This is a genomic window from Umezawaea endophytica (assembly GCF_025061645.1).
GTDB lineage: Bacteria > Actinomycetota > Actinomycetes > Mycobacteriales > Pseudonocardiaceae > Umezawaea > Umezawaea endophytica.
The window spans coordinates 19,335-38,955 of the sequence record NZ_JANYMP010000018.1; the positions used below are offsets into that span (position 1 = coordinate 19,335).

Sequence of the window (19,621 nt, forward strand, 5' to 3'; positions counted from 1 at the left end):
TCGTCACCAGGGCGACGGCTCGAAGTCCTTCAAGAAGCAGCCGTACAGGTCGACGCCCAGCTCACCCTGGACGATCGGGTCGTAGACGCGGGCGGCGCCGTCGACCAGGTCGAGCGGCGCGTGGAAACCCTCGTCCGCCAGCCGCATCTTGGTGGGGTGCGGGCGCTCGTCGGTGATCCAGCCGGTGTCGACGGCGGTCATCAGGATGCCGTCGGTCAGCATCTCCTCGGCGCTGGTGCGGGTCAGCATGTTCAGCGCGGCCTTGGCCATGTTCGTGTGTGGGTGGCCCGGCCCCTTGTAGGCGCGGCTGAACTGGCCCTCCATCGCGGACACGTTGACGACGTACTTGCGCCGGGCGGGCGCCGCGGCCATCGCCGCGCGCAGCCTCGACACCAGGATGAACGGCGCGGTCATGTTGCAGAGCTGCACCTCGAGCAGTTCCAGCGCGTCGACCTCGTTCACCCGCTGGGTCCAACTGTTCTCGTCGTGCAGGTCCGGCAGCAGACCACCCGCGTCGATGGCCGTGCCGGTCGCGATGCGCGCCGGGGAGGCGGAACCGGCGGTGAGCGCCAACGCCGTCAGCGCGTGCGGCGTCGGGATGGAGTGCACCTGCCCCTCCAACGCCGCGGGGTGCTGGTCGTTCGTGTGCCCGAACGTGATCAGCTCCGGCAACGGGCCGTCCGGCAGGGGAGCGGACTCCAGCGCGGCCAGCGGCGCGTAGGACTGCGGCGACCGGCGCACGGTCTGCGCGGCGTTGTTGATCAGCACGTCCAGCGGGCCCGCCGCGGCGACGGAATCGGCCAGCGCGATCACCTGCGACGGGTCGCGCAGGTCGATGCCCACGATCTTCAACCGGTGCAGCCAGTCCGCGCTGTCCGGCATCGCCTTGAACCGGCGGATCGCGTCGTTCGGGAACCGGGTGGTGATCGTGGTGTGCGCGCCGTCGCGCAGCAGCCGCAGCGCGATGTACATGCCGATCTTCGCGCGACCGCCGGTGAGCAGCGCCCGACGGCCGGACAGGTCGACGGACGCGTCGCGGCGGCCCCGGTTGCGGGCCGCGCACGGCGGGCAGAGCTGGTGGTAGAACGCGTCCACCTCGGTGTACCGGTTCTTGCAGGTGTAGCAGGCCTTCGCCTTGATCAGCGTGCCCGCCTTCGCCCCCGGCGTGCTGTCCTGGAGCAGGATCCCCTGCGTCTCGTCGTCGATGCGCTGCGGCGACCCGGTGGCAGTGGCCTCGATCACGGCGCGGTCCGCCGCGGACTCCGCGGCGCGGCGGGCGGTGCGGCGCATCTTGCGGACGGTCTTGAAGATGCCCGCGGTGGCGCGGCGGACCGCGACGGCGTCCGGGTGCTCGGTCGGCAGCCGCTCGACCTGCGCCAACACCTCCAGGCAGGTCGCCATCAGCGCCGGGTCGATCCCCGCCACGTCCTCGCCGGAGTCGATCGCGGCCTCGTACTCGGTCACCGTCATGCCCTACTACCGTCCGTGTGTCGCCTGCTCAGGGGGTCCCGCAGCACTCTACCGGCGGCGCGGCGACGCCCTGTCCAGTGAGAAATCCGTCGCCGTAAGGGTGAAATTCACGTGAGCCAGGGCTAGGGTGCCCCGCATGCCAACAGCGGATGGTCCGCGCGTGAAGCGACTGGCGCACCCCGACGCAGACGTCCGAGCACGGTCGCTCGGCCTGCCACGGGGTCGCCCGGTGATCGCGCTCTTCTCCTCCGGCGAGCCCCTGACCACGGAACTGGGTGCCGAAGTGCTCCCGCTGCTCCGCCGCGTCGTCGCGGGTCGGGACGCGGTCTTCATCACCGCGGGGGCCGACGTCGGTGTCGTCCACCTGCTCGGGGTCGCGCTGGAAGCCGTCGAGGGCAAGCTGCCGTCGTTCGTCGCCGTCGCGCCGAGCGGCCGGGTCGTGACGGGGGAGGACAAGCCCGCCGACGGTGAGCAAGCCCTCAACCCCCACCACGACGCGGCCGTCCTCGTGCCCGGCAAGAACTGGGGCGACGAGACGCCCGCCCTGTTCCGGACCGTCGACGCCGTCACCGGCAAGCGCGGCCGGGTCACGGCGCTGCTGATCGGCGGCGACGCCATCGCCCGCGCCCAGGTGACCGCGCACCTCAGCGGTGACCGGCCGCTGGTCGTCGTCGCGGGCACCGGCGGGCTGGCCGACGAGATCGCCCGCGGCACCCTCTCCGAGGACGACGACCTCGCGGTGCTGGTCCGCAGCGGCCGGGTGTCCGCCGTGCACCTGGACGAGGGCCCGGAACGCGTCGTGGCCGCGCTCGACCAGACGTTGGGCACCAAGCCCACCCCGAAGCTCACCGTGTGGCCGAGGCTGCGCTACCGCGCCCCGGAACCCGTGCCGATCATCGACCCCGGCTTCGTGGTCGAGTACCCGCTGCTGGCCGACGCGATCCACGAGGCCAACCGGGTGGTCGCGCCCGCGTTCCACGAGGTCGACGAGACGGCCCACCGCGAGCGCAACCACGCCAGGCTGTTCATCGTCCTGGCCATCGCCGCGGGTGCCGCCACCATCTCCTTCGGCGCCCTCCAGGCCTGGCTGGCCACGCAGGCGTGGCCCGGTGTGCTGGTCGCCGTCAGCGGCGCGCTGGCCGCCGCGCTGGTCGCGCTGTCCCGCCGCTACGAGGCCACCGAGGACGACCTCTCGGCCGCGCACCGCGCGGAAGCCCTCCGCACCCTGTACTTCGACCACCTCGCCGCCCCGCTGCCCGTGTCCGACGCCGAACGCGAGGCCCGGATCCAGGACCTCGTCAACGCCGTCGCGCGGCACCGCCACGAACCGGTGACCACCTCATGAGCGACGCCAAGACAGAACCGACGACACCGGGCAAGCCCGGAGCCGCCGCACCGGCCAAGTCCGAGGCGCCGACGCCCGGCAAGACCGGCGCCACGACCCCCGCCAAGCCCGCGGCGCCCGGCAAACTCGAAGCCGCCGCACCGGCGAAGACCGGGCCCGCGCCCGCCAAGCCCCAGGCGTCGGCAACGGCGGCTGCGTCGACGTCGGCCAGGACCGGCGCCGTGCAGGCGAGGCTCGAAGCGGCCCCGCCCGCCAAGGCCGAAGCCCCGCCCGTCAAACCTTCGCCGAAGCCTCGGCCGAAGCCCCAGGTCAAGGCCGCCCCGCCCTCGGCGGAGGAGCGCCGCGCCCAGTTCGTCCGCGTCTACCTCAAGCACCGCGTCGGCGAACGCCTGGACGGCTTCGAACGGGCCCGCGCCAAGTACACCTCGTCCCGCCGCTGGACGGGCGCGCTGTCCGTGCTGCTGCTGGCCGCCTCGGCGGCGCTGGGCGCCGTCGCCGCCGCGGACGCGACGCGCAGGCCGATGTGGGGCTTCCTGGCCGCCGTCGCCGCCTCGCTGGCCGTGGCCGTCGCCTGGTACGAGTCCGCGTTCGGCCTCCGCAGGCTGGCCCGCCGGTCCACCAGCGGCGCGGCGCTCCTGGAGATCCTCCAGGCCCACGGCGCCCCGTCGGACGAGGACGGCGTCGCGGCCTTCGTCACCGAGGTGGAGAGCGTCCTGCGCCACTCCGATTAGGCGAGGTCAAGGCCTTTTCGCCCTGGACGAGCCGGGGGCGGAACCCTTCGTACCCCCGAACCCAGTGCCTGGGCACACCCGTGCAAGCGCGTCAGACTCCCTCGAAGCCCGGCAGCAGCCGGGAAGTAACCAACCACAGGGAGAAGCACATGCGCCTTGCACGCATGCTCTCGACACTCGTGTTCGCCGTCGCGGCGCTGCTGGTCGGCACCTCCGTCGCCTACGCGGACGTCGACGCGCAGGTCACCAAGCTGTCCCACGGCAACGCCGCGAGCCGCCTCACCTCCGCCGGGATCACCTGGTCGTCCAGCGGCGGGTGCAGCGACCGCAACAACTCCACCTGCACCTCGTTCGAGCAGGTCAACCTCGCGTCGATCCAGGGCGCGGGCGTGCTGAAGAACGCCAGTGGCTGCGCCCTGCACATCACCGGCGGCACCGAGACCGGCCACGCCAGCGGCACCTACAGCCACTGGAACGGCTACAAGCTCGACTTCCGCATGTCGACGTGCCTCACCAACTACGTCACCCGCACGTTCACCTCCATCGGTGGCGGCAAGTGGCAGGCGGCCTCCGGCAACATTTATTACAACGAAACGAACCACTGGGACGTCACGTACTACAACTGCGGCGGCTGCTGACCCGACGGGCTTCCTCTGCGGCCCTCGGACCGGTTCCACCACTCGCGCCCCGCCTCACCGAGGTGGGGCGCGAGCCGTTCGCCACCGTCCACAAGGGACGGTCACCCACGTCACGGCCGTGGCGACCACATCAGCCACCATCAGCGGATTGACACCGGACAAGGTCCACGTGACAGCCATTCGAGGGACTTACCGCCGCCGGACGATGTGGCAAGGTGTCCGGCGTGACAACGGAACAGGTCCTCCTGCTGGACGAGTCGGGCAACCAGATCGGCCTGGCCGACAAGGCCGAGGTGCACCACGCGGAGACCCCACTGCACCTGGCGTTCTCCAGCTACCTCTTCGACGACCGGGGCCGCACCCTCCTCTCCCGCAGAGCGCTGCACAAGAAGACCTGGCCCGGCATCTGGACCAACACCGCCTGCGGCCACCCCGCCCCGGACGAGAAGATGACGGACAGCGTCCTGCGCAGGCTCAGGGACGAACTGGGCCTGCCCGAGGTCAAGCAGGTGGACCTGATCCTCCCGGCCTTCCGCTACCGGGCGGAGATGCCGAACGGCGTGGTGGAGAACGAGATGTGCCCGGTCTTCCGGGGCGAGGTCGTGGGAACCCCGACCCCCAACCCGGCCGAGGTGGACAGCGTCGAATGGGTCCCGTGGGCCGAGTTCGTGGAGTCGGTCCTCAACGGCACCAGGGACATCTCCCCGTGGTGCCGCCTCCAGGTGGAGGAGCTGAACAACCTCGGCCCGGACCCGCTGAGCTGGCCGGTGGCGGACGGGAGCACCCTCCCGCCCGCGGCGAAGCTCTGACCGGCGTCCACGAGCAGGTCTCCGGGGCAGCCCTGGAGAGCGGCTGATTCGCCCTGGGGGAGTCGACCCCTCGACCGAGGGGGCCCAGGTCGAATCGGCCACCGCCACCGGCGTGCCACCCTCCCGACCCCATCGCATAATCCCCTCATGAACTTCCGAGCCACCGTCCTCCTGAGCGGCAAGACCGCCACCGGCGTCCAGGTCCCCGACGAGGTCGTGACAGCCCTCGACTCCGGCAAGCGCCCAGCCGTCAAGGTCCGGATCAACGACTACACCTACCGCAGCAGCATCGCCTCCATGTCCGGCGTCTTCATGCTCCCCATCAGCGCCGAAGTGCGCGCGGGCGCCAAGATCGCCGCGGGCGACTCCATCGAGGTCACGGTCGAACTCGACACCGAACCCCGAGAGGTCGAGGTCCCGGAAGACCTGGCGGCAGCCATGACCCCGGAAACCAGAACCCGCTTCGACGCCCTCTCCTACAGCGCGAAACGCCGCCTCACCATCCCGATCAACGACGCCAAAACCCCCGAAACCCGCCAACGCAGAATCACCAAGACCATCGAAACCCTGAACACCTGACCGGCTGACTCCCAGTCCCAGGCTCTCGGTAGCCGCTAGGGCGTGACCACCCCGCCGCAGAAGGCCCCACCACCCCTTTTTCGGCCCGGTCGTCGCCTCCTTCCCGGCCCCACGTCCTCCTGCACCGCGGCGCCCTGCCCCGCTTCGCCGCCCCGCACCCTGCGGCTTACCTCGCGGCCCCGCGCCTTACCGCTCGCTTCCCGACCCTGCGTGCCCCGCTGCCCACCTCGCGGCCCGTGCCCCGCCGCCTCCGCGCCCCAGGTCGCCGCCCCCACTCGCCCGCGCCCCCGCTCCACCCCCGCGCCCCCTCCCCACCCGAGAGAGCGCTCTCTGATCCCCACACCCCTCAAATCCCCGCGGACGCGCGGACTTGGACCGGAACTGCCGGTATTCCTTGACACCCACCCACCCCAGTTCTAGCGTCCGCTGAGAGAGCGCTCTCCGAAACTTCCTCGTAACACTCCCAGGGCCGTTCAGGGTGCAGGTTGCCCAGGACGCCCCGCTCCCCCCTGCGAAAGGAGAGTCGTGGCACTCACGATTCGCCGTGCGCCCACCCGGTTGCGAGGCCTGTTCGCCGGCCTCGCCATCGCGGGCCTCACCGCGTCCGCTCTCTACGTCGGCTCGACATCCGCCACCGCCGCCCCCGACCTCTTGTCCCAAGGCGCCACCGCGGCGGCCTCCTCCTCCGAGAACGGCGGGACCCTCGCCCCCGCCGCGGTGGACGGCAACGGAGGCACCCGCTGGTCCAGCGCCGCGCAGGACGGCCAGTGGCTCCGGGTGGACCTCGGGTCGACCTCCGCGATCAGCCAGATCACGCTGAACTGGGAGAACGCCTACGCCAGTTCGTACCGCCTCCAGACCTCCGCGAACGGCGCGGACGGCTGGACCACGCTCAAGACCGTGACCGGTGGCACCGGCGGGATCGAGACGCACGCCGTCTCCGGTTCCGGCAGGTACGTGCGGATCGAGGGGATCACCAGGGCCACGCAGTGGGGCATCTCGCTGTGGGAGTTCCAGGTCTTCGGCACCCGCTCCGGCGCGCCGCCGTCGACCCCGCCGAACGGCCCGATCGTGCGCGTCGCGGAGTTCCTCGCGTCGTGCCCGTTCAGCCACCGCCTGCCGGACGACCCGATCGTCGCGCCGCGCCTGCCCGGCGGGTCGCACATGCACGCGTTCTTCGGCAACACGTCGACCAACGCGTTCAGCGACGTCAACAGCCTGCTGGCCGCGAACAGCAATTGCAGCCCGGCCCTCGACCTGTCGTCGTACTGGATCCCGGACTTCTACAACAACAACCAGGTGGTCGTGCCCGACCCGCCGACCTTCTACTACCTGGGTGAGGGTGTGCGCGACGACGTGATCGCGCGGATCCAGCCGCTGCCGCTCGGCCTGCGGATCGTGGCGGGCAACTCCAAGGCGACCGCGCCGGACGAGACCACCATCTCCCGCTGGTCGTGCCTGCACGCCGGTCAGGTCAACCCGTCGAAGAACTTCGTGGAGTGCCCGGCGGGCACCGAGCTGGAGTCCTACTTGGACTTCCCGCAGTGCTGGAACGGCCGCGACCTCGACTCGGCCGATCACAAGAGCCACATGGCCTACCCGGTGAACGGCGACTGCCCGTCGACCCACCCGGTGCCGGTGCCGAAGCTGCGCCAGGTCGTCCGCTACCCAATCAGCGGCAACCCGGCCGGGTTCCGGCTCTCGTCCGGAGCGGGCTTCACCATGCACGGCGACTTCTTCAACGCCTGGCCGGAAGCCGAGATGCTGCGCCGCGTGCGCGACTGCATCAACCCCATCATCAAGTGCGGTGTCGACGGCCGACCCTGAGCCTCGCCGTCCGTCCTGTTGCGACGATCAATGGAGATGTCATGCAACCACCCGCTTCCGGCGGCCCGCGGCACCGCGGCAGGCTGGTAGCCGCGCTGACGGCGGTCCTGACCGCCTGCGCGGCAGTAGTTCCACTCGTGACGGCCGAAGCCGCGCCCGTGTGCGGCACGGCGAACGCGGCGCAGGGCAAACCCGCCACCGCGTCCTCGGTGGAGGTCGGCAGCCCGTTCGTCGCCTCCTCCGCGGTGGACGGCGACAACGGCACGCGCTGGTCGAGCACGCCGGGTGACCCGCAGTGGCTGCGGGTCGACCTGGGCAGCACGCAGAACGTCTGCGGCGCCACGCTGAACTGGGAGGCCGCCTACGCGACGGCCTACCAGATCCAGGTGTCCGCCAACGGCAACGACGGGTGGACCTCGGTCTACTCGACGACGACCAGCACCGGTGGTGTCCAGAACGTCACCTTCACCGGCAGCGGCCGCTACATCCGCGTGTACACGACGGCCCGCGCCACGCAGTGGGGCGCTTCGCTGTGGGAGTTCGCGGTGCGCACCAGCACCGACACGGGCAACCCGCCCGACCCCGGCACCGACGTGCTCCTGTCCTACAAGAAGCCCGGCACCGCGTCGACCCAGCAGAACGACGGCAACTGCGGCGGCTGCACGGTCGACAAGGCGTTCGACTTCGACCCGAGCACCAGGTGGGCGACCCAGACCGACGTCGGCTGGGTCGACCCCGGCTGGATCCAGGTCGACCTCGGCGCGACCGCGCAGATCAAGAAGGTCGTCCTCCAGTGGGACCCGGCGTACGGGAAGTCGTTCGAGGTCCAGGTCTCGCCCAACGGCACCGGGAACTGGACGCCGATCTACTCCACGACGACGGGCACCGGTTTCAAGCAGACGCTCACCGTCAACGGCAGCGGCAGGTTCGTGCGCATGTACGGCACCGGCCGCGGCTCGCCCTACGGCTACTCGCTGTGGGAGTTCCAGGTGTGGGGCACCGGCGGCGCGCCGAACCCGCAGCCGGTGATCCCGCCGGACCCGCGCAACCCGAAGCAGCTCGTGTGGTCCGACGAGTTCAACACCGGCAACGGCACCAAGCCGGACTCGAACAAGTGGCGCCCGGAGGTCGGCACCGGCCAGAACGCCGAACTCCAGTACTACACGAACAACAACAACGCCTTCACCGACGGCGCGGGCAACCTCGTGCTGGAGGCCAGGCGTGAGGTCACACCCGGTTCCGCGTGCCCGGTCGACCCGGTCAGCGGCAGCGGCACGTGCCAGTACACCTCGTCGCGGCTCATCACCCACGGCAAGGCCACCTGGACCTACGGCCGCGTCGAGGCGAACATCAAGGTGTCCGGCACCAAGGGCATCTGGCCCGCGTTCTGGATGCTGGGCGCCAACATCCTCGACAACGGCACCCCGTGGCCGAACAGCGGCGAGATCGACATCATGGAGCACCTCGGCCGCGAACCCAACACCGCCTACCAGACCATCCACGGACCGTCGTACTTCGGCGGCGGTGGCATCGGGCAGCAGTACGCGCTGCCCGGTGGCGCGGACTTCGCGAGCGCGTTCCACAAGTTCGCGGTGGACTGGGACAGCAAGGGCATGAAGTTCACCATCGACGACATCACCGTCATCACCATCGACAAGGCGACGGTGGAGGCGACGAGGGGTCCCTGGGTCTTCGACCGCCCGTTCTTCATCATCCTCAACAACGCGGTGGGCGGTGACTGGCCCGGACCCCCGGACGCCACCTCCGTCTTCCCGCAGCGCATGCTCGTCGACTACGTCCGCGTCTACCAGTAGGCGAGACCTGTCATGACCACCGCGCGGCTCCGGGACCCGGTTCCCGGAGCCGCGCGGCGTCCATTCAGGACTGATCCCGCCACGAGGACCCGGTGCTTCCTTGAAGAACGGTATAAAGGCAGACGTGCCAGAGCCACGCGCCACCCCAGCCCCGGTCACCCTGGAAGAGGTGGCGCGCGTCGCGGGCGTGTCCCGCGCGACGGTCTCGCGGGTGGTCAACGGCGTCTCCACGGTGGACGAGGAACTGCGCGAACTCGTCACCCGCGCCATCGTCGCCACCGGCTACACGCCCAACCGCGCGGCCAGGTCGCTGGTCACCCGGCGGGCGGGCGCCATCGGCCTGGTCCTGCCGGACGAGGGCAGGATGCTCGGCGACCCGTACTTCGGCAGGGTGGTGAGCGGTGTCATGGACGTGACCCAGCCGCTGGGCGTGCAGCTCGTGCTGACCAGCGCGGGCACCGGGACCCACCAGCAGGTCGTGTCCGACCTGCGCCAGGGCAGGCTGGACGGCGTCATCCTGATCCACACCCACGCCGCGGACCCGCTCCCGAAACTCCTGATAGACAACAACCTCCCGGTGGTGCTGGCCGCCAGGCCGGTGCGCCCCACGCCCATCACCTACGTCGACGTCAACCAGTTGGCGGGGGCGACCCTCGCCGCCCACCACCTGGCGGACCGCGGCTGCTACCGCGTCGCCACCATCACCGGTCCGGTCAGCACCACGGCGGCGCAGGACCGGCTGAAGGGCTTCCGCACCACCATGGCGGACCGCGGCTACCCGGACGTCGTCGCCGTGGAGGCCGACTTCACCCACGAGGGCGGTGCCACGGCGATGGAGGAGCTGCTGGTGAAGTGCCCGGACGTCGACGGCGTCTTCATCGCGTCCGACCTCATGGCCCACGGCGCGCTGCCGGTGCTGCGCAAGCACGGCCTGCACGTGCCCGACGACGTCGCCGTGGTCGGTTTCGACGACAGCAGCCCGGCGCTGGCCTGCGATCCGCCGCTCACGACGGTGAGGCAACCGGTGGAGGACATGGCGGCGGAAATGGCCCGGCTCCTGCTGGGCCGCATCGAACGCCCGGACCGCCCGGTCAGCGCGGTCGTCTTCGAACCAACCCTGGTGGTACGCCAGTCCGCCTGACCCGATCAAGGAGTGACCACATGCTCCGCGCGGCAGCACCCCTGCTGACCCTGCTCCTGCTGACGGCCTGCGCCGCTCCCCAGGAGACCCACGCAGCACACGTCCACCCCAGTCCTCCACCGAGCAGCAGCGCGGCGGCGGTACCGGGTGGCTTCAGCGAAACCGACGCGGCCTACGTGCAACTGGCCATCCCCCAGGACGAGACGCTGCTGCCGGTGCTGGCGCTGGCGAAGTCCCGCGAGGGCGTGGACCCGGCACTGGCGGGCCTGGCGGCCGAGGTGCAGACGGGCCACCAGCAGGAGCTGGAACGCCTGCGCAAGGCGTTGGCGGACGCGGGCCGGACGTACCTGAACATGCACGAGGGCCACGACATGCCGGGCATGGTCACGGCAGACGAGCTGGCCGCGCTGACGAACGCGACGGGGCAGGCGTTCGACGACCTGCTGCGCACCCTGCTGCGGGCGCACTTCGAGGAGTCGACGACGGTCGCGAAGTCGGAGCTGGCGGCGGGGAGCAGCCCGGAGGTCCTGGACGTGACCAGGGGCATCGAGAGCAGCCGGGCCGCCTACCTGGCGAGGCTGGGGTCGACCTGACGGAACCCCAGGTCAGCACCTTGGGACAGCTATTCATCGCTCGATTCATCAGTGCTACGCGAGGAATTGCGGACGCGGCAGTGGTGGACGGTCATCCGGCTGTGAACGCCGGTTGAGAGGCATGCGGGGCGCACCCCGCATGCCTCTCACGCGCTTCCCGTCAGGCCGTCGCGCGGGGCCTCACCACTCCAGGGACCCGCCGTTCTGGTACTCGATCACCCTGGTCTCGAAGAAGTTCTTCTCCTTCTTCAGGTCCATCATCTCCGACATCCACGGGAACGGGTTCTCCGCCGGTGGGAACACCGGTTCCAGGCCCAACTGCGCGCAGCGCCGGTTCGTGATGAAGTGCATGTACACCTCGCACAGCTCGGCGTTGAGGCCCAGCAGCCCGCGGGGCATCGTGTCCCGCCCGTAGGCGATCTCCAGTTCGCACCCCTCCACCAGCATCGTCCGGATCTCCTCCTGGAACTCGGCGGTCCACAGGTGGGGGTTCTCGATCTTGATCTGGTTGATCGCGTCGATCCCGAAGTTCAGGTGGATCGACTCGTCCCGGAGGATGTACTGGTACTGCTCGGCGATCCCCACCATCTTGTTGCGCCGCCCCAACGACAGGATCTGCGCGAACCCGGTGTAGAACCACATCCCCTCGAACACCACGTAGAACGCCACGAGGTCGCGCAGGAACGCCTGGTCCTTCTCCGGCGTGCCGGTGGAGAACGACGGGTCCTCCAGGTGCTGCGTGTACTTCAGCGCCCAGGCGGCCTTGTCGGTGATCGACGGGATCTCCCGGTACATGTTGAACAGCTCGCCGTCATCCAGGCCGAGCGACTCGCAGATGTACTGGAACGTGTGCGTGTGGACGGCTTCCTCGAACGCCTGCCGGAGCAGGTACTGCCTGCACTCCGGGTTGGTCAGGTGCCGGTACACCGCCAGCACGATGTTGTTGGCCACCAACGACTCCGAGGTGGCGAAGAACCCGAGGTTCCGCTTGATCGCCCGCCGCTCGTCCTCGGTCAGCCCGTCGGCCGACTTCCACAGCGAGATGTCCGCCTGCATCGACACCTCGGTGGGCATCCACGCGTTGTTGCACCCGGCCAGGTACTTCTCCCAGGCCCAGTGGTACTTCAACGGCAGGAGCTGGTTCACGTCGGCGCGGCAGTTGATCATCGCCTTGTCGTCGACGCTGACCCTGGCGGCGCCCACCTCGATGGGACCGGCACTGGTGGAGAGGTCGGAACTCACTGGCACGCCTCGCAATCGGGATCGATGATCGAACAAACGGCCGCGCCATCGGACTCCACGATCACCGGTGCGGTGGCCACGGGTGCGCTGACCGGCGAGACGGCGTTGAGCTTCCCGTCCGTCCCGCGCAGCGTCGACTTCTCCACGTGCGTCGCGCTCTGCGACCGCAGGTAGTACGTCGTCTTCACCCCGCGCAGCCACGCCAACTGGTACAGCTCGTCCAACTTCCGCCCGCTCGGCTGGGCGATGTACAGGTTCAGCGACTGGGCCTGGTCGATCCACTTCTGCCGCCGGGCCCCCGCCTCGACCAGCCACCGGGAGTCCAGCTCGAACGCCGTGGCGTACAACGCCTTCAGCTCGGCCGGGATCCGCTCGATCGGCGACAGGCTCCCGTCGAAGTACTTCAGGTCGCCGACCATCACCTCGTCCCACAGCCCGCGGGCCTTCAGGTCGCGGATCAGGTCGGGGTTCATCACGGTGAAGTCACCGGACATGTTCGACTTCACGTACAGGTTCCGGTAGAGCGGCTCGATCGACTGGTTCACGCCGCAGATGTTCGCGATCGTCGCCGTGGGCGCGATGGCCATCACGTTCGAGTTCCGCATCCCGACCGCGCGCACGCGGTCCCGCACCGGAGTCCAGTCCAGGGTGGACGAGCGGTCCAGCTCCAGGTCGTCGCCACGGGTGGCGGCCAGCAGCTCGATGGAGTCGAACGGCAGGATCCCCTGCGACCACAGCGAACCCTCGTAGGACTCGTAGGCGCCGCGCTCGGCGGCCAGGTCCGCCGAAGCCGAGATCGCGTAGTAGCTGATCTCCTCCATGCTCCGGTCCGCGAACTCGACGGCCGCGTCGGAGCCCATCGGGATCCGCTGCGCGAACAGCGCGTCCTGGAACCCCATGAGCCCCAGGCCGACCGGTCGGTGCCGCAGGTTCGCGCGACGGGCCTCGGGGATCGTGTAGTAGTTCACGTCGATCACGTTGTCGAGCATCCGCACGGCGGTCCGCACGGTCTTCTCCAGCCGCGCGCTGTCGATGCCCGCGGGTCCCGTGTGCTGGGCCAGGTTCACCGACCCCAGGTTGCACACCGCGACCTCGTCGAGGCTGGTGTTCAGGGTGATCTCGGTGCACAGGTTGGACGAGTGCACGACGCCGGAGTGCTGCTGCGGCGAACGCAGGTTGCACGGGTCCTTGAAGGTGATCCACGGGTGCCCGGTCTCGAACAGCATGGTCAGCATCCGCCGCCACATGTCCGCGGCCTTGAGCCTGCGGAACACCTTGACCTCGCCGCGGTCCGCCGCCGCCTCGTACTCCCGGTACCGCGCGGAGAACGCGTCCCCGAACAGGTCGTGCAGGTCCGGGACCTCGTCGGGGGAGAACAGGGACCAGTCACCGCCGGAGCGGACGCGGCGCATGAACTCGTCCGGCACCCAGTTGGCCGTGTTCATGTCGTGCGTGCGGCGGCGCTCGTCACCGGTGTTCTTGCGCAGGTCGAGGAACTCCTCGACGTCGATGTGCCACGTCTCCAGGTACGCGCACACCGCGCCCTTGCGCTTGCCGCCCTGGTTCACCGCGACGGCGGTGTCGTTGGCGATCTTCAGGAACGGCACCACGCCCTGGGACTTGCCGTTGGTGCCCTTGATGTGGGCGCCGATGCCGCGGACCGGGGTCCAGTCGTTGCCGAGGCCGCCGGCGAACTTCGACAGCAGCGCGTTGTTGCTGATCCCGTGGAAGATGCCCTGGAGGTCGTCGTCCACCGTCGTCAGGAAGCACGACGACAGTTGCGGGCGCGTGGTCCCGGCGTTGAACAGCGTGGGCGTGGAGCACATGAAGTCGAACGACGACAGCAATTCGTAGAACTCGACGGCCCGCGCCTCGCGGTCGTCCTCGCGCAGGGCGAGGCCCATCGCCACGCGCATGAAGAACGCCTGCGGCAGCTCGTAGCGGTTCTCGTCGCTGTGCAGGAAGTACCGGTCGTACAGCACCTGCATGCCGAGGAACTGGAACGCCAGGTCGCGGTCGGGCAGCAGGGCCGCGCCGAGCCGCTCCAGGTCGAACTCCTCCAGCAGCGGGTCGAGCTGCCCCAGTTCGACACCGCGCCGCACGAAGTCGGCGAAGTAGTCGGGGTAGCGCACGGACATCTCGGCGTGGTTGGCCTCGTCGTCCTTGCCCGCCAGGAAGGTCAGGGCTTCCCGGCGCAGCTTGTCCAGCAGCAGCCGGGCGCTGACGAGCGAGTAGTCCGGATCGACCTCGACCATCGTCCGCGCGGACAGGACCGGTGCCAGGGCCAGCTCGGCGCGGCTGATGCCGTCGTAGAGGTTGCGGCGGGTCTCGGCCAGCACGGCGTCGGCCGACGTGGCGGGCAGCCCGGCGCACGCCTCGGTGATGACCAGCGCGAGCCGGTCGTCGTCCAGCGGCTCGACGCGCCCGTCCGGGTACCGCACGGTCAGCGACGGCTTCACGACGGCGGCGGGCTCGACCGAGCGGGCCTTCGCGTGCTCCTCGCGGTACAGCACGTAGGCGCGGGCGACCTTGTGGTGCCCGTCGCGCATCAACACCAGTTCGACCTGGTCCTGGATCTGCTCGATGTGCACGCCGCGGTCCGGTCCGGCCTGCCTGCGGAGCTTCTCCTCGACCTGGCCGGTGATCTCGGCGACCAGCTCGCGCACCCGCTGCGACCCGGCCTTCTCCGCGCCTTCGACGGCGTGGAAGGCCTTCGCCACGGCGGTGGCGATCCTCGTCGGGTCGAACGGCGACACCGTTCCGCCCCGGCCGATCACCGGGACTTGAACGGGTGTTTCACTCAGGGACATGACTCTCCGCAGTTGATCGAGGGCGAGCGGCACCGCCCGGCGAGCAGCGCTCGACGGTCGGGTGAACGGGGGTGCGTGGAGGGTCAGCCGTCCGGGCTGGAGTGCGACTTCACGGCTCTCTCCTCGCGAGCTCGGTGGACACCCGGCGAACTGTCGGGGGAGCGACGCGAGGCGGCACGGCACCTGAGGCCGTGGAGCGTCCGCGTGCGCCCTCCCTCGGGGCGCCGGGCAGTGCGCGCAGGCCGCGCGCACGCTGGTGGCAGGTCTTCGGACTCGCGGGCACTCCGGCTCTCGCCGGCGGACCTACTGGCCGTCGCTTCCCGGACTCGCGTCCAGTGCTTCATGACGGCGGTCGTTCCCGCTCACCGCTGCGGGGCAGCTCCGGTTTCGCACCGGATTCCCTCTTGCCTCACCCACGGTTGGACCGGGGGTGAACCACCAGCGCGATGGATACTACATGTGGGGGTGGGGCTTGCCGCACGGCCCAACATGGTCTTTGTTGCACATGTCATGCGATACGGTGAAGGCCGTGGTGATCAGCGAGCGGGGGCGCGGCGGATGGGTGACGGTGATCGGCTGGGGCCACGTGCCGCCGTCGCGGCCGGGGTCTCGGGGGCGCTCGCGCTGGGGTCGCTGGCCGTCGGCGCGTCGGCCCCGTGGCTGACGGGAGCGCTCGCGGTGACGGCCGTCGTCGTGTTCGGGATGGCCAGACCCCGCCGGTAGGGGTTCCTGATGGTTTGCTGAATCGCGGAACCCGGTGTCCGGTCCGGGCGTTTTGCCGGTCGTGACGACCGCAGAGCTGACGAGAACGAGCGCCCCCTCCCGTGTGGTCGCCCTGGTGGGCCTCACCGCCGTCCTGTCGACCATCGCCATGATCGGGTCCCTGGACCTGCGCAACGCACTGGAGCGGCCGACCGAGCTGCGCCGCACCATCAGCCAGTACGGGCTCGGCGCCAACGCGTGGGTCTTCGAGGTCGCCGTGTCGCTGCTGGCGGCCGGGTCGCTGGTCATCGCGGTGGTGCTGGTGCACCGCGGCATCGCCCGCTGGTACTCCACCGGAGCGGTCGCGCTGGCGCTGTGGTCGCTGGGCCTGGCCCTCGTCGTGGCGTTCCCCAAGCAGGACTGGTCGCAGCCGACGACGTCGTCCAGCGGCAGCATCCACCGCGCCGCCAGCCTGCTCGCGTTCGTCAGCCTGCCGATCGCGATCATCGCGCTGGCGCGTCCGTGGCTGCGGGACTCGACGTGGGGCGGCCACGCGCGGTGGACGCTCGGCCTCGGGGTCCTGTCGGTGGTGGCGTTCTCGCCGCTGCTGTACGCCGTCCTGGTGCACGCCTCCGGTGGCACGGCGTGGTGGCGGGTGTTCCCGATCGGGTACGTCGAACGGCTGCTGGTGTTCACGGAGGTGATCGCCGTCCTGACGGCCGGACTGTGGGCCCTGGCCGCCGCGAACCGCCCTAAACTCGTGCCATGGCAACGTGGGGAGACCTCGCGGCGTACGTCCGCGACCAGTACGACGTGATCTCCGAGGAGAACGACGAGATCCGGATCCTGTTCGACTTCGAGCACCTGGACGAGGAGGACGAGCGCACGCAGGTCGTCATCCTGGTGCGCGAGGTGCTGGACGAGAAGCACGAGTGGGTGCAGATCGCCTCCCCCGTCGGTCTGGCCGCGCGCTGCGACCTGAAGGCGCTGCTGGAGGAGGTCGGCAGGTCGTCCATCGCCTCCGGCGCGGCGATCATGGGGGAGCACGTGGTGCTGCGGCACTCGCTCCCGCTGGAAACGCTGGACATCCACGAGTTCGTCGAGCCGCTGTCGCTGCTGGCGGGCACCGCGGACCAGTTGGAGGAGATCTTCTTCGGCGGTGACAACTACTGATACCCCCGTTCGGCCCCGTCTAGGCGTGGGCGGGGCCGGGTACCCGGTCCGGTATGAGACTTCCCTGGCGGTCCGGTTCGCGGTGGGTGTTCCGCGGTGTCGTGGCGGTGTCCCTGGTCGTGGTGGCCGCCGCCGCGCTCCAACTCGTGGGTGTGCTGCCCAAGCTCAACCCGTTCGGCACCGACACGATCGACCGCAGCCAGCCCGCGCTGCTGCGGTCGATCAAGGACCTGAGCCAGTACCACGCCGCGTCCGGCGACTACCAGGTCGTGATCGACCTGGAGAAGGACGTGCGGTTCGTGCCGGACGTCCTGGCGGGGCAGCGAACCCTGTTCGTCTCCGCGGGCACGGTCAACGCGTTCGTCGACTTCGGCGGTCTCGCGGAGAACTCGATGACGGTGTCGCAGGAGCGCAAGACGGTGGACATCGCGCTGCCGAAGCCCCAGCTCGACAAGCCGAACATCAACCACGAGCGCAGCTACGTGTTCGCCCAGGAGCGCGGGCTGTTCGACCGGCTGACCAGCGTCGTGCAGGCCTCCGACCAGCAGCCGTTCTACGTCGCCGCGGAGCAGAAGATCTCCGACGCGGCCAAGGAGTCCGGCTTGCAGGCCAAGGCGGAGGAGAACACCCGCAAGATGCTCGACGGCATGTTCCGCGCGCTCGGCTACGAGGTCCACTTCGTGGACGTCCCCGCACCGTGAGTTAGGCTTGCCTAACTTATTCTCCGTTCGGGGGTGACCCGGTGTTCGAGTCCATGACAGTGCAGGTCCGTGCGGGACTGGGAGAACGACGACTGACGGCCGCCGTGCGCGACGTGTTCGACCGCCACGACGAGCTGCGCGAACGCGGCGCCACGTGCGGGGTGCGGCGGGTGTCCACCCTCGGGCTGGTCGGCCGGGCCCTGGTCGACCGCGCGCTGGCCGAGATCGCCGTCGAGTCCCGCGAGTCGGATTCCGCGCTGTTCCGGGTGTTGTGGCTGGACGCGGGCCCGGACCGGTCCGGGCAGCTCGTGCTGTTCGTGCACCGCCGCGTGATGGCCGCTGTGCCGTGGCCGGTCCTGCTGTCCGAGCTGGTCTCGGCGTGGAACAAGGGGAGCGTCGACACGGATCTGGCCAGCGCGTTCGACCGCTAAGTCCGAATTGGGCGTTGACGGAGCCCTGCGGGTGATGGTGAGATGCACAGCACACTGATAGGAAAGTTTCTTAACCAATCAGGCTGTCGCCACCTGATGACCCGTACCCGATTGGGAGGCTCCCTGTGGCTATCCGTCCCCGTTGGCTCGGCGTCGCGGCCATCGCCGCATCGCTGGCGATACCGACGGCCCCCGTGCTGGCAGCACCCGCCACCCCTGCCGTGGCGGACGGTGCAGGCGCGCTCGCCGTCACCGAGTACCAGGCGGAAGGCTCGACCATCACCCTCGGACTCGTCGAGTCCAACCACGCCGGCTACACCGGCAGCGGTTTCGTCAACGTCGACAACGCCGTGGGCAGCGCCGTGGAGTTCACGGTCAACGCGCCCACGGCGGGCGCGGCGACCCTGAGCTTCAGGTACGCCAACGGAACCACGGCCAGCAGGCCGGTCGACGTCACCGTCAACGGCGCGCTCGCCGTGGACGAGCTGGCGTTCGGCGGGACCGGCGCGTGGACGACGTGGACGACCAAGACCGCCTCGGTGCAGCTCGCCGCGGGCGTGAACAAGATCAAGGCGACGTCGACGACCGCCAACGGCGGTCCGAACTTCGACCGCCTGGACGTCGACTCCGGTGGCACGTCGGAACCGCCTACCGGCACCCGGCCCGCGGAGATCAACGGCCAGTTGAAGGTGTGCGGCGTCCAGCTCTGCAACAAGTACGGCAAGCCGATCCAGTTGCGCGGCATGAGCACGCACGGCATCCAGTGGTACGCCAGTTGCGTCAAGCCCGCGTCGCTGGACGCGCTCGCCACCGACTGGGGCGCGGACATCCTCCGCATCGCGATGTACGTGCAGGAGGGCGGCTACGAGTCCGACCCGCGCAAGTACACCGACCTCGTGCACGGCTACATCGAGGAAGCCACCAAGCGCGGCATGTACGCCCTGGTCGACTGGCACCAGCTCACCCCCGGTGACCCGAACGCCAACACCGCGCTGGCGAGGACGTTCTTCACCGAGGTCGCCTCCCGGCACAAGGACAAGACGAACATCATCTACGACATCGCCAACGAGCCCAACGGCGTGAGCTGGGCCCGGATCAAGTCCTACGCGGAGACGATGATCCCGGTCATCCGCGCGCAGGACCCGGACGGCGTCGTGTTCGTCGGCACCCACGGCTGGGGCTCGTTCGGCATCTCGGACGGCCGCACCGAGGCGGACATCATCAACAACCCCATCAACGCCACCAACTTCATGTACACCTTCCACTTCTACGCGGCCTCGCACGGCGACGAGTACTTCAACTCGCTCGCCCGCGCGGCGGACCGCATCCCGATCTTCATCACCGAGTTCGGCACGCAGACGGCCTCGGGCGACGGGACGAACAACTTCACCCAGTCCCAGAAGTACCTGGACTTCCTGGCCCAGAAGAAGATCGGCTGGACCAACTGGAACTTCTCGGACGACTTCCGGTCGGGCGCGGTCTTCAAGACCGGCACCTGCGCGGGCAACGCCTTCACCGGCACCGGCCCGCTGAAGCCCGCGGGCGTGTGGATCCGCGACCGGATGCGCACGGCTGACAACTTCCCGACCAGCTAGCCCTCCGTGCTCCGACGGCC

At 69.8% G+C, this 19,621-nt stretch carries 18 protein-coding genes and 1 riboswitch; of the genes, 15 read left to right on the forward strand and 3 right to left on the reverse strand.

The genetic code is table 11. The features are described 5' to 3' along the window. Window positions 1–3: 3 nt before the first annotated feature. On the reverse strand, window positions 4–1,470 hold the full coding sequence (locus NZH93_RS31340; protein ID WP_259626869.1) for an SDR family NAD(P)-dependent oxidoreductase: 1,467 nt from the start codon (window positions 1,468–1,470) through the stop codon (window positions 4–6). Window positions 1,471–1,630: 160 nt separating this feature from the next. Between NZH93_RS31340 and NZH93_RS31345 the strand changes: the two genes are divergently transcribed. From NZH93_RS31345 to NZH93_RS31385, 9 genes are all read left to right on the forward strand, one after another. Beyond that, window positions 1,631–2,815, forward strand: a complete 1,185-nt coding sequence (locus NZH93_RS31345) for a hypothetical protein (protein WP_259626870.1) — start codon at window positions 1,631–1,633, stop codon at window positions 2,813–2,815. Next, a complete protein-coding gene (locus NZH93_RS31350; RefSeq protein WP_259626871.1) occupies window positions 2,812–3,546 on the forward strand; it encodes an SLATT domain-containing protein in 735 nt (244 codons plus the stop codon). Before NZH93_RS31345 ends, NZH93_RS31350 begins: the two co-directional genes overlap by 4 nt. Before the next feature lie 149 nt (window positions 3,547–3,695). Further along, entirely contained in the window at window positions 3,696–4,184 is a 489-nt protein-coding gene (locus tag NZH93_RS31355) for a hypothetical protein (RefSeq protein WP_259626872.1), read from the forward strand. A gap of 224 nt (window positions 4,185–4,408) precedes the next feature. Then, on the forward strand, window positions 4,409–4,993 hold the full coding sequence (idi, locus tag NZH93_RS31360; RefSeq protein ID WP_259626873.1) for an isopentenyl-diphosphate Delta-isomerase: 585 nt from the start codon (window positions 4,409–4,411) through the stop codon (window positions 4,991–4,993). A 147-nt stretch (window positions 4,994–5,140) separates the two neighbouring features. Continuing rightward, on the forward strand, window positions 5,141–5,572 hold the full coding sequence (locus NZH93_RS31365) for a YdeI/OmpD-associated family protein (protein ID WP_259626874.1): 432 nt from the start codon (window positions 5,141–5,143) through the stop codon (window positions 5,570–5,572). A gap of 525 nt (window positions 5,573–6,097) precedes the next feature. After that, complete coding sequence (locus tag NZH93_RS31370; RefSeq protein WP_259626875.1) at window positions 6,098–7,399, forward strand: DUF1996 domain-containing protein; 1,302 nt, start codon at window positions 6,098–6,100, stop codon at window positions 7,397–7,399. Between the two features lie 41 nt (window positions 7,400–7,440). After that, a complete protein-coding gene (locus NZH93_RS31375) occupies window positions 7,441–9,213 on the forward strand; it encodes a discoidin domain-containing protein (RefSeq protein WP_259626876.1) in 1,773 nt (590 codons plus the stop codon). A 124-nt stretch (window positions 9,214–9,337) separates the two neighbouring features. Beyond that, the gene (locus NZH93_RS31380) at window positions 9,338–10,354 is read left to right on the forward strand and encodes a LacI family DNA-binding transcriptional regulator (RefSeq protein ID WP_259626877.1); all 1,017 of its coding nucleotides are present in this window, start codon (window positions 9,338–9,340) and stop codon (window positions 10,352–10,354) included. A 20-nt stretch (window positions 10,355–10,374) separates the two neighbouring features. Then, window positions 10,375–10,947, forward strand: coding sequence for a DUF305 domain-containing protein (locus NZH93_RS31385; protein ID WP_259626878.1), 573 nt, complete (start codon window positions 10,375–10,377; stop codon window positions 10,945–10,947). A 180-nt stretch (window positions 10,948–11,127) separates the two neighbouring features. On the opposite strand, the gene NZH93_RS31390 is transcribed toward NZH93_RS31385, so the two are convergent. Both NZH93_RS31390 and NZH93_RS31395 read right to left on the reverse strand, forming a co-directional pair. Then, window positions 11,128–12,189, reverse strand: a complete 1,062-nt coding sequence (locus NZH93_RS31390) for a ribonucleotide-diphosphate reductase subunit beta (protein WP_259626879.1) — start codon at window positions 12,187–12,189, stop codon at window positions 11,128–11,130. Beyond that, window positions 12,186–14,999, reverse strand: a complete 2,814-nt coding sequence (locus NZH93_RS31395) for a ribonucleoside-diphosphate reductase subunit alpha (RefSeq protein ID WP_259626880.1) — start codon at window positions 14,997–14,999, stop codon at window positions 12,186–12,188. The genes NZH93_RS31390 and NZH93_RS31395 overlap by 4 nt, the downstream gene beginning before the upstream one ends. Window positions 15,000–15,240: 241 nt before the next feature. Beyond that, window positions 15,241–15,454: riboswitch (cobalamin riboswitch) on the reverse strand. A gap of 103 nt (window positions 15,455–15,557) precedes the next feature. Between NZH93_RS31395 and NZH93_RS31400 the strand changes: the two genes are divergently transcribed. The 6 genes from NZH93_RS31400 (at window position 15,558) to NZH93_RS51315 (ending at window position 19,601) form a co-directional block, all read left to right on the forward strand. Beyond that, window positions 15,558–15,722, forward strand: coding sequence for a hypothetical protein (locus tag NZH93_RS31400; protein ID WP_259626881.1), 165 nt, complete (start codon window positions 15,558–15,560; stop codon window positions 15,720–15,722). A 61-nt stretch (window positions 15,723–15,783) separates the two neighbouring features. Beyond that, entirely contained in the window at window positions 15,784–16,518 is a 735-nt protein-coding gene (locus tag NZH93_RS31405; protein WP_259626882.1) for a DUF998 domain-containing protein, read from the forward strand. Beyond that, window positions 16,467–16,874 (forward strand): hypothetical protein, encoded by a 408-nt coding sequence (locus NZH93_RS31410; RefSeq protein WP_259626883.1) that lies wholly within the window; start codon window positions 16,467–16,469, stop codon window positions 16,872–16,874. The genes NZH93_RS31405 and NZH93_RS31410 overlap by 52 nt, the downstream gene beginning before the upstream one ends. Window positions 16,875–16,927: 53 nt before the next feature. Next, window positions 16,928–17,575 (forward strand): DUF4230 domain-containing protein, encoded by a 648-nt coding sequence (locus NZH93_RS31415; RefSeq protein WP_259626884.1) that lies wholly within the window; start codon window positions 16,928–16,930, stop codon window positions 17,573–17,575. A gap of 53 nt (window positions 17,576–17,628) precedes the next feature. Beyond that, window positions 17,629–18,006: a condensation domain-containing protein gene (locus NZH93_RS31420; protein WP_259626885.1), complete on the forward strand. Its 378-nt coding sequence runs from the start codon at window positions 17,629–17,631 to the stop codon at window positions 18,004–18,006. Between the two features lie 125 nt (window positions 18,007–18,131). Further along, a complete protein-coding gene (locus tag NZH93_RS51315) occupies window positions 18,132–19,601 on the forward strand; it encodes a cellulase family glycosylhydrolase (RefSeq protein ID WP_372506932.1) in 1,470 nt (489 codons plus the stop codon). Window positions 19,602–19,621 lie beyond the last annotated feature (20 nt).

Bases quoted from the DNA above. Each gene is read 5' to 3' on its own strand.
- NZH93_RS31410 (WP_259626883.1), top strand. From the start codon at position 16,467: ATGGCAACGTGGGGAGACCTCGCGGCGTACGTCCGCGACCAGTACGAC.
- NZH93_RS31350 (WP_259626871.1), top strand. From the start codon at position 2,812: ATGAGCGACGCCAAGACAGAACCGACGACACCGGGCAAGCCCGGAGCC.
- NZH93_RS31420 (WP_259626885.1), top strand. From the start codon at position 17,629: ATGACAGTGCAGGTCCGTGCGGGACTGGGAGAACGACGACTGACGGCC.
- NZH93_RS31365 (WP_259626874.1), top strand. From the start codon at position 5,141: ATGAACTTCCGAGCCACCGTCCTCCTGAGCGGCAAGACCGCCACCGGC.
- NZH93_RS31375 (WP_259626876.1), top strand. From the start codon at position 7,441: ATGCAACCACCCGCTTCCGGCGGCCCGCGGCACCGCGGCAGGCTGGTA.
- NZH93_RS31340 (WP_259626869.1), bottom strand. From the start codon at position 1,470: ATGACGGTGACCGAGTACGAGGCCGCGATCGACTCCGGCGAGGACGTG.
- NZH93_RS31415 (WP_259626884.1), top strand. From the start codon at position 16,928: ATGAGACTTCCCTGGCGGTCCGGTTCGCGGTGGGTGTTCCGCGGTGTC.
- NZH93_RS31400 (WP_259626881.1), top strand. From the start codon at position 15,558: ATGGGTGACGGTGATCGGCTGGGGCCACGTGCCGCCGTCGCGGCCGGG.
- NZH93_RS31385 (WP_259626878.1), top strand. From the start codon at position 10,375: ATGCTCCGCGCGGCAGCACCCCTGCTGACCCTGCTCCTGCTGACGGCC.
- NZH93_RS31355 (WP_259626872.1), top strand. From the start codon at position 3,696: ATGCGCCTTGCACGCATGCTCTCGACACTCGTGTTCGCCGTCGCGGCG.
- NZH93_RS31395 (WP_259626880.1), bottom strand. From the start codon at position 14,999: ATGTCCCTGAGTGAAACACCCGTTCAAGTCCCGGTGATCGGCCGGGGC.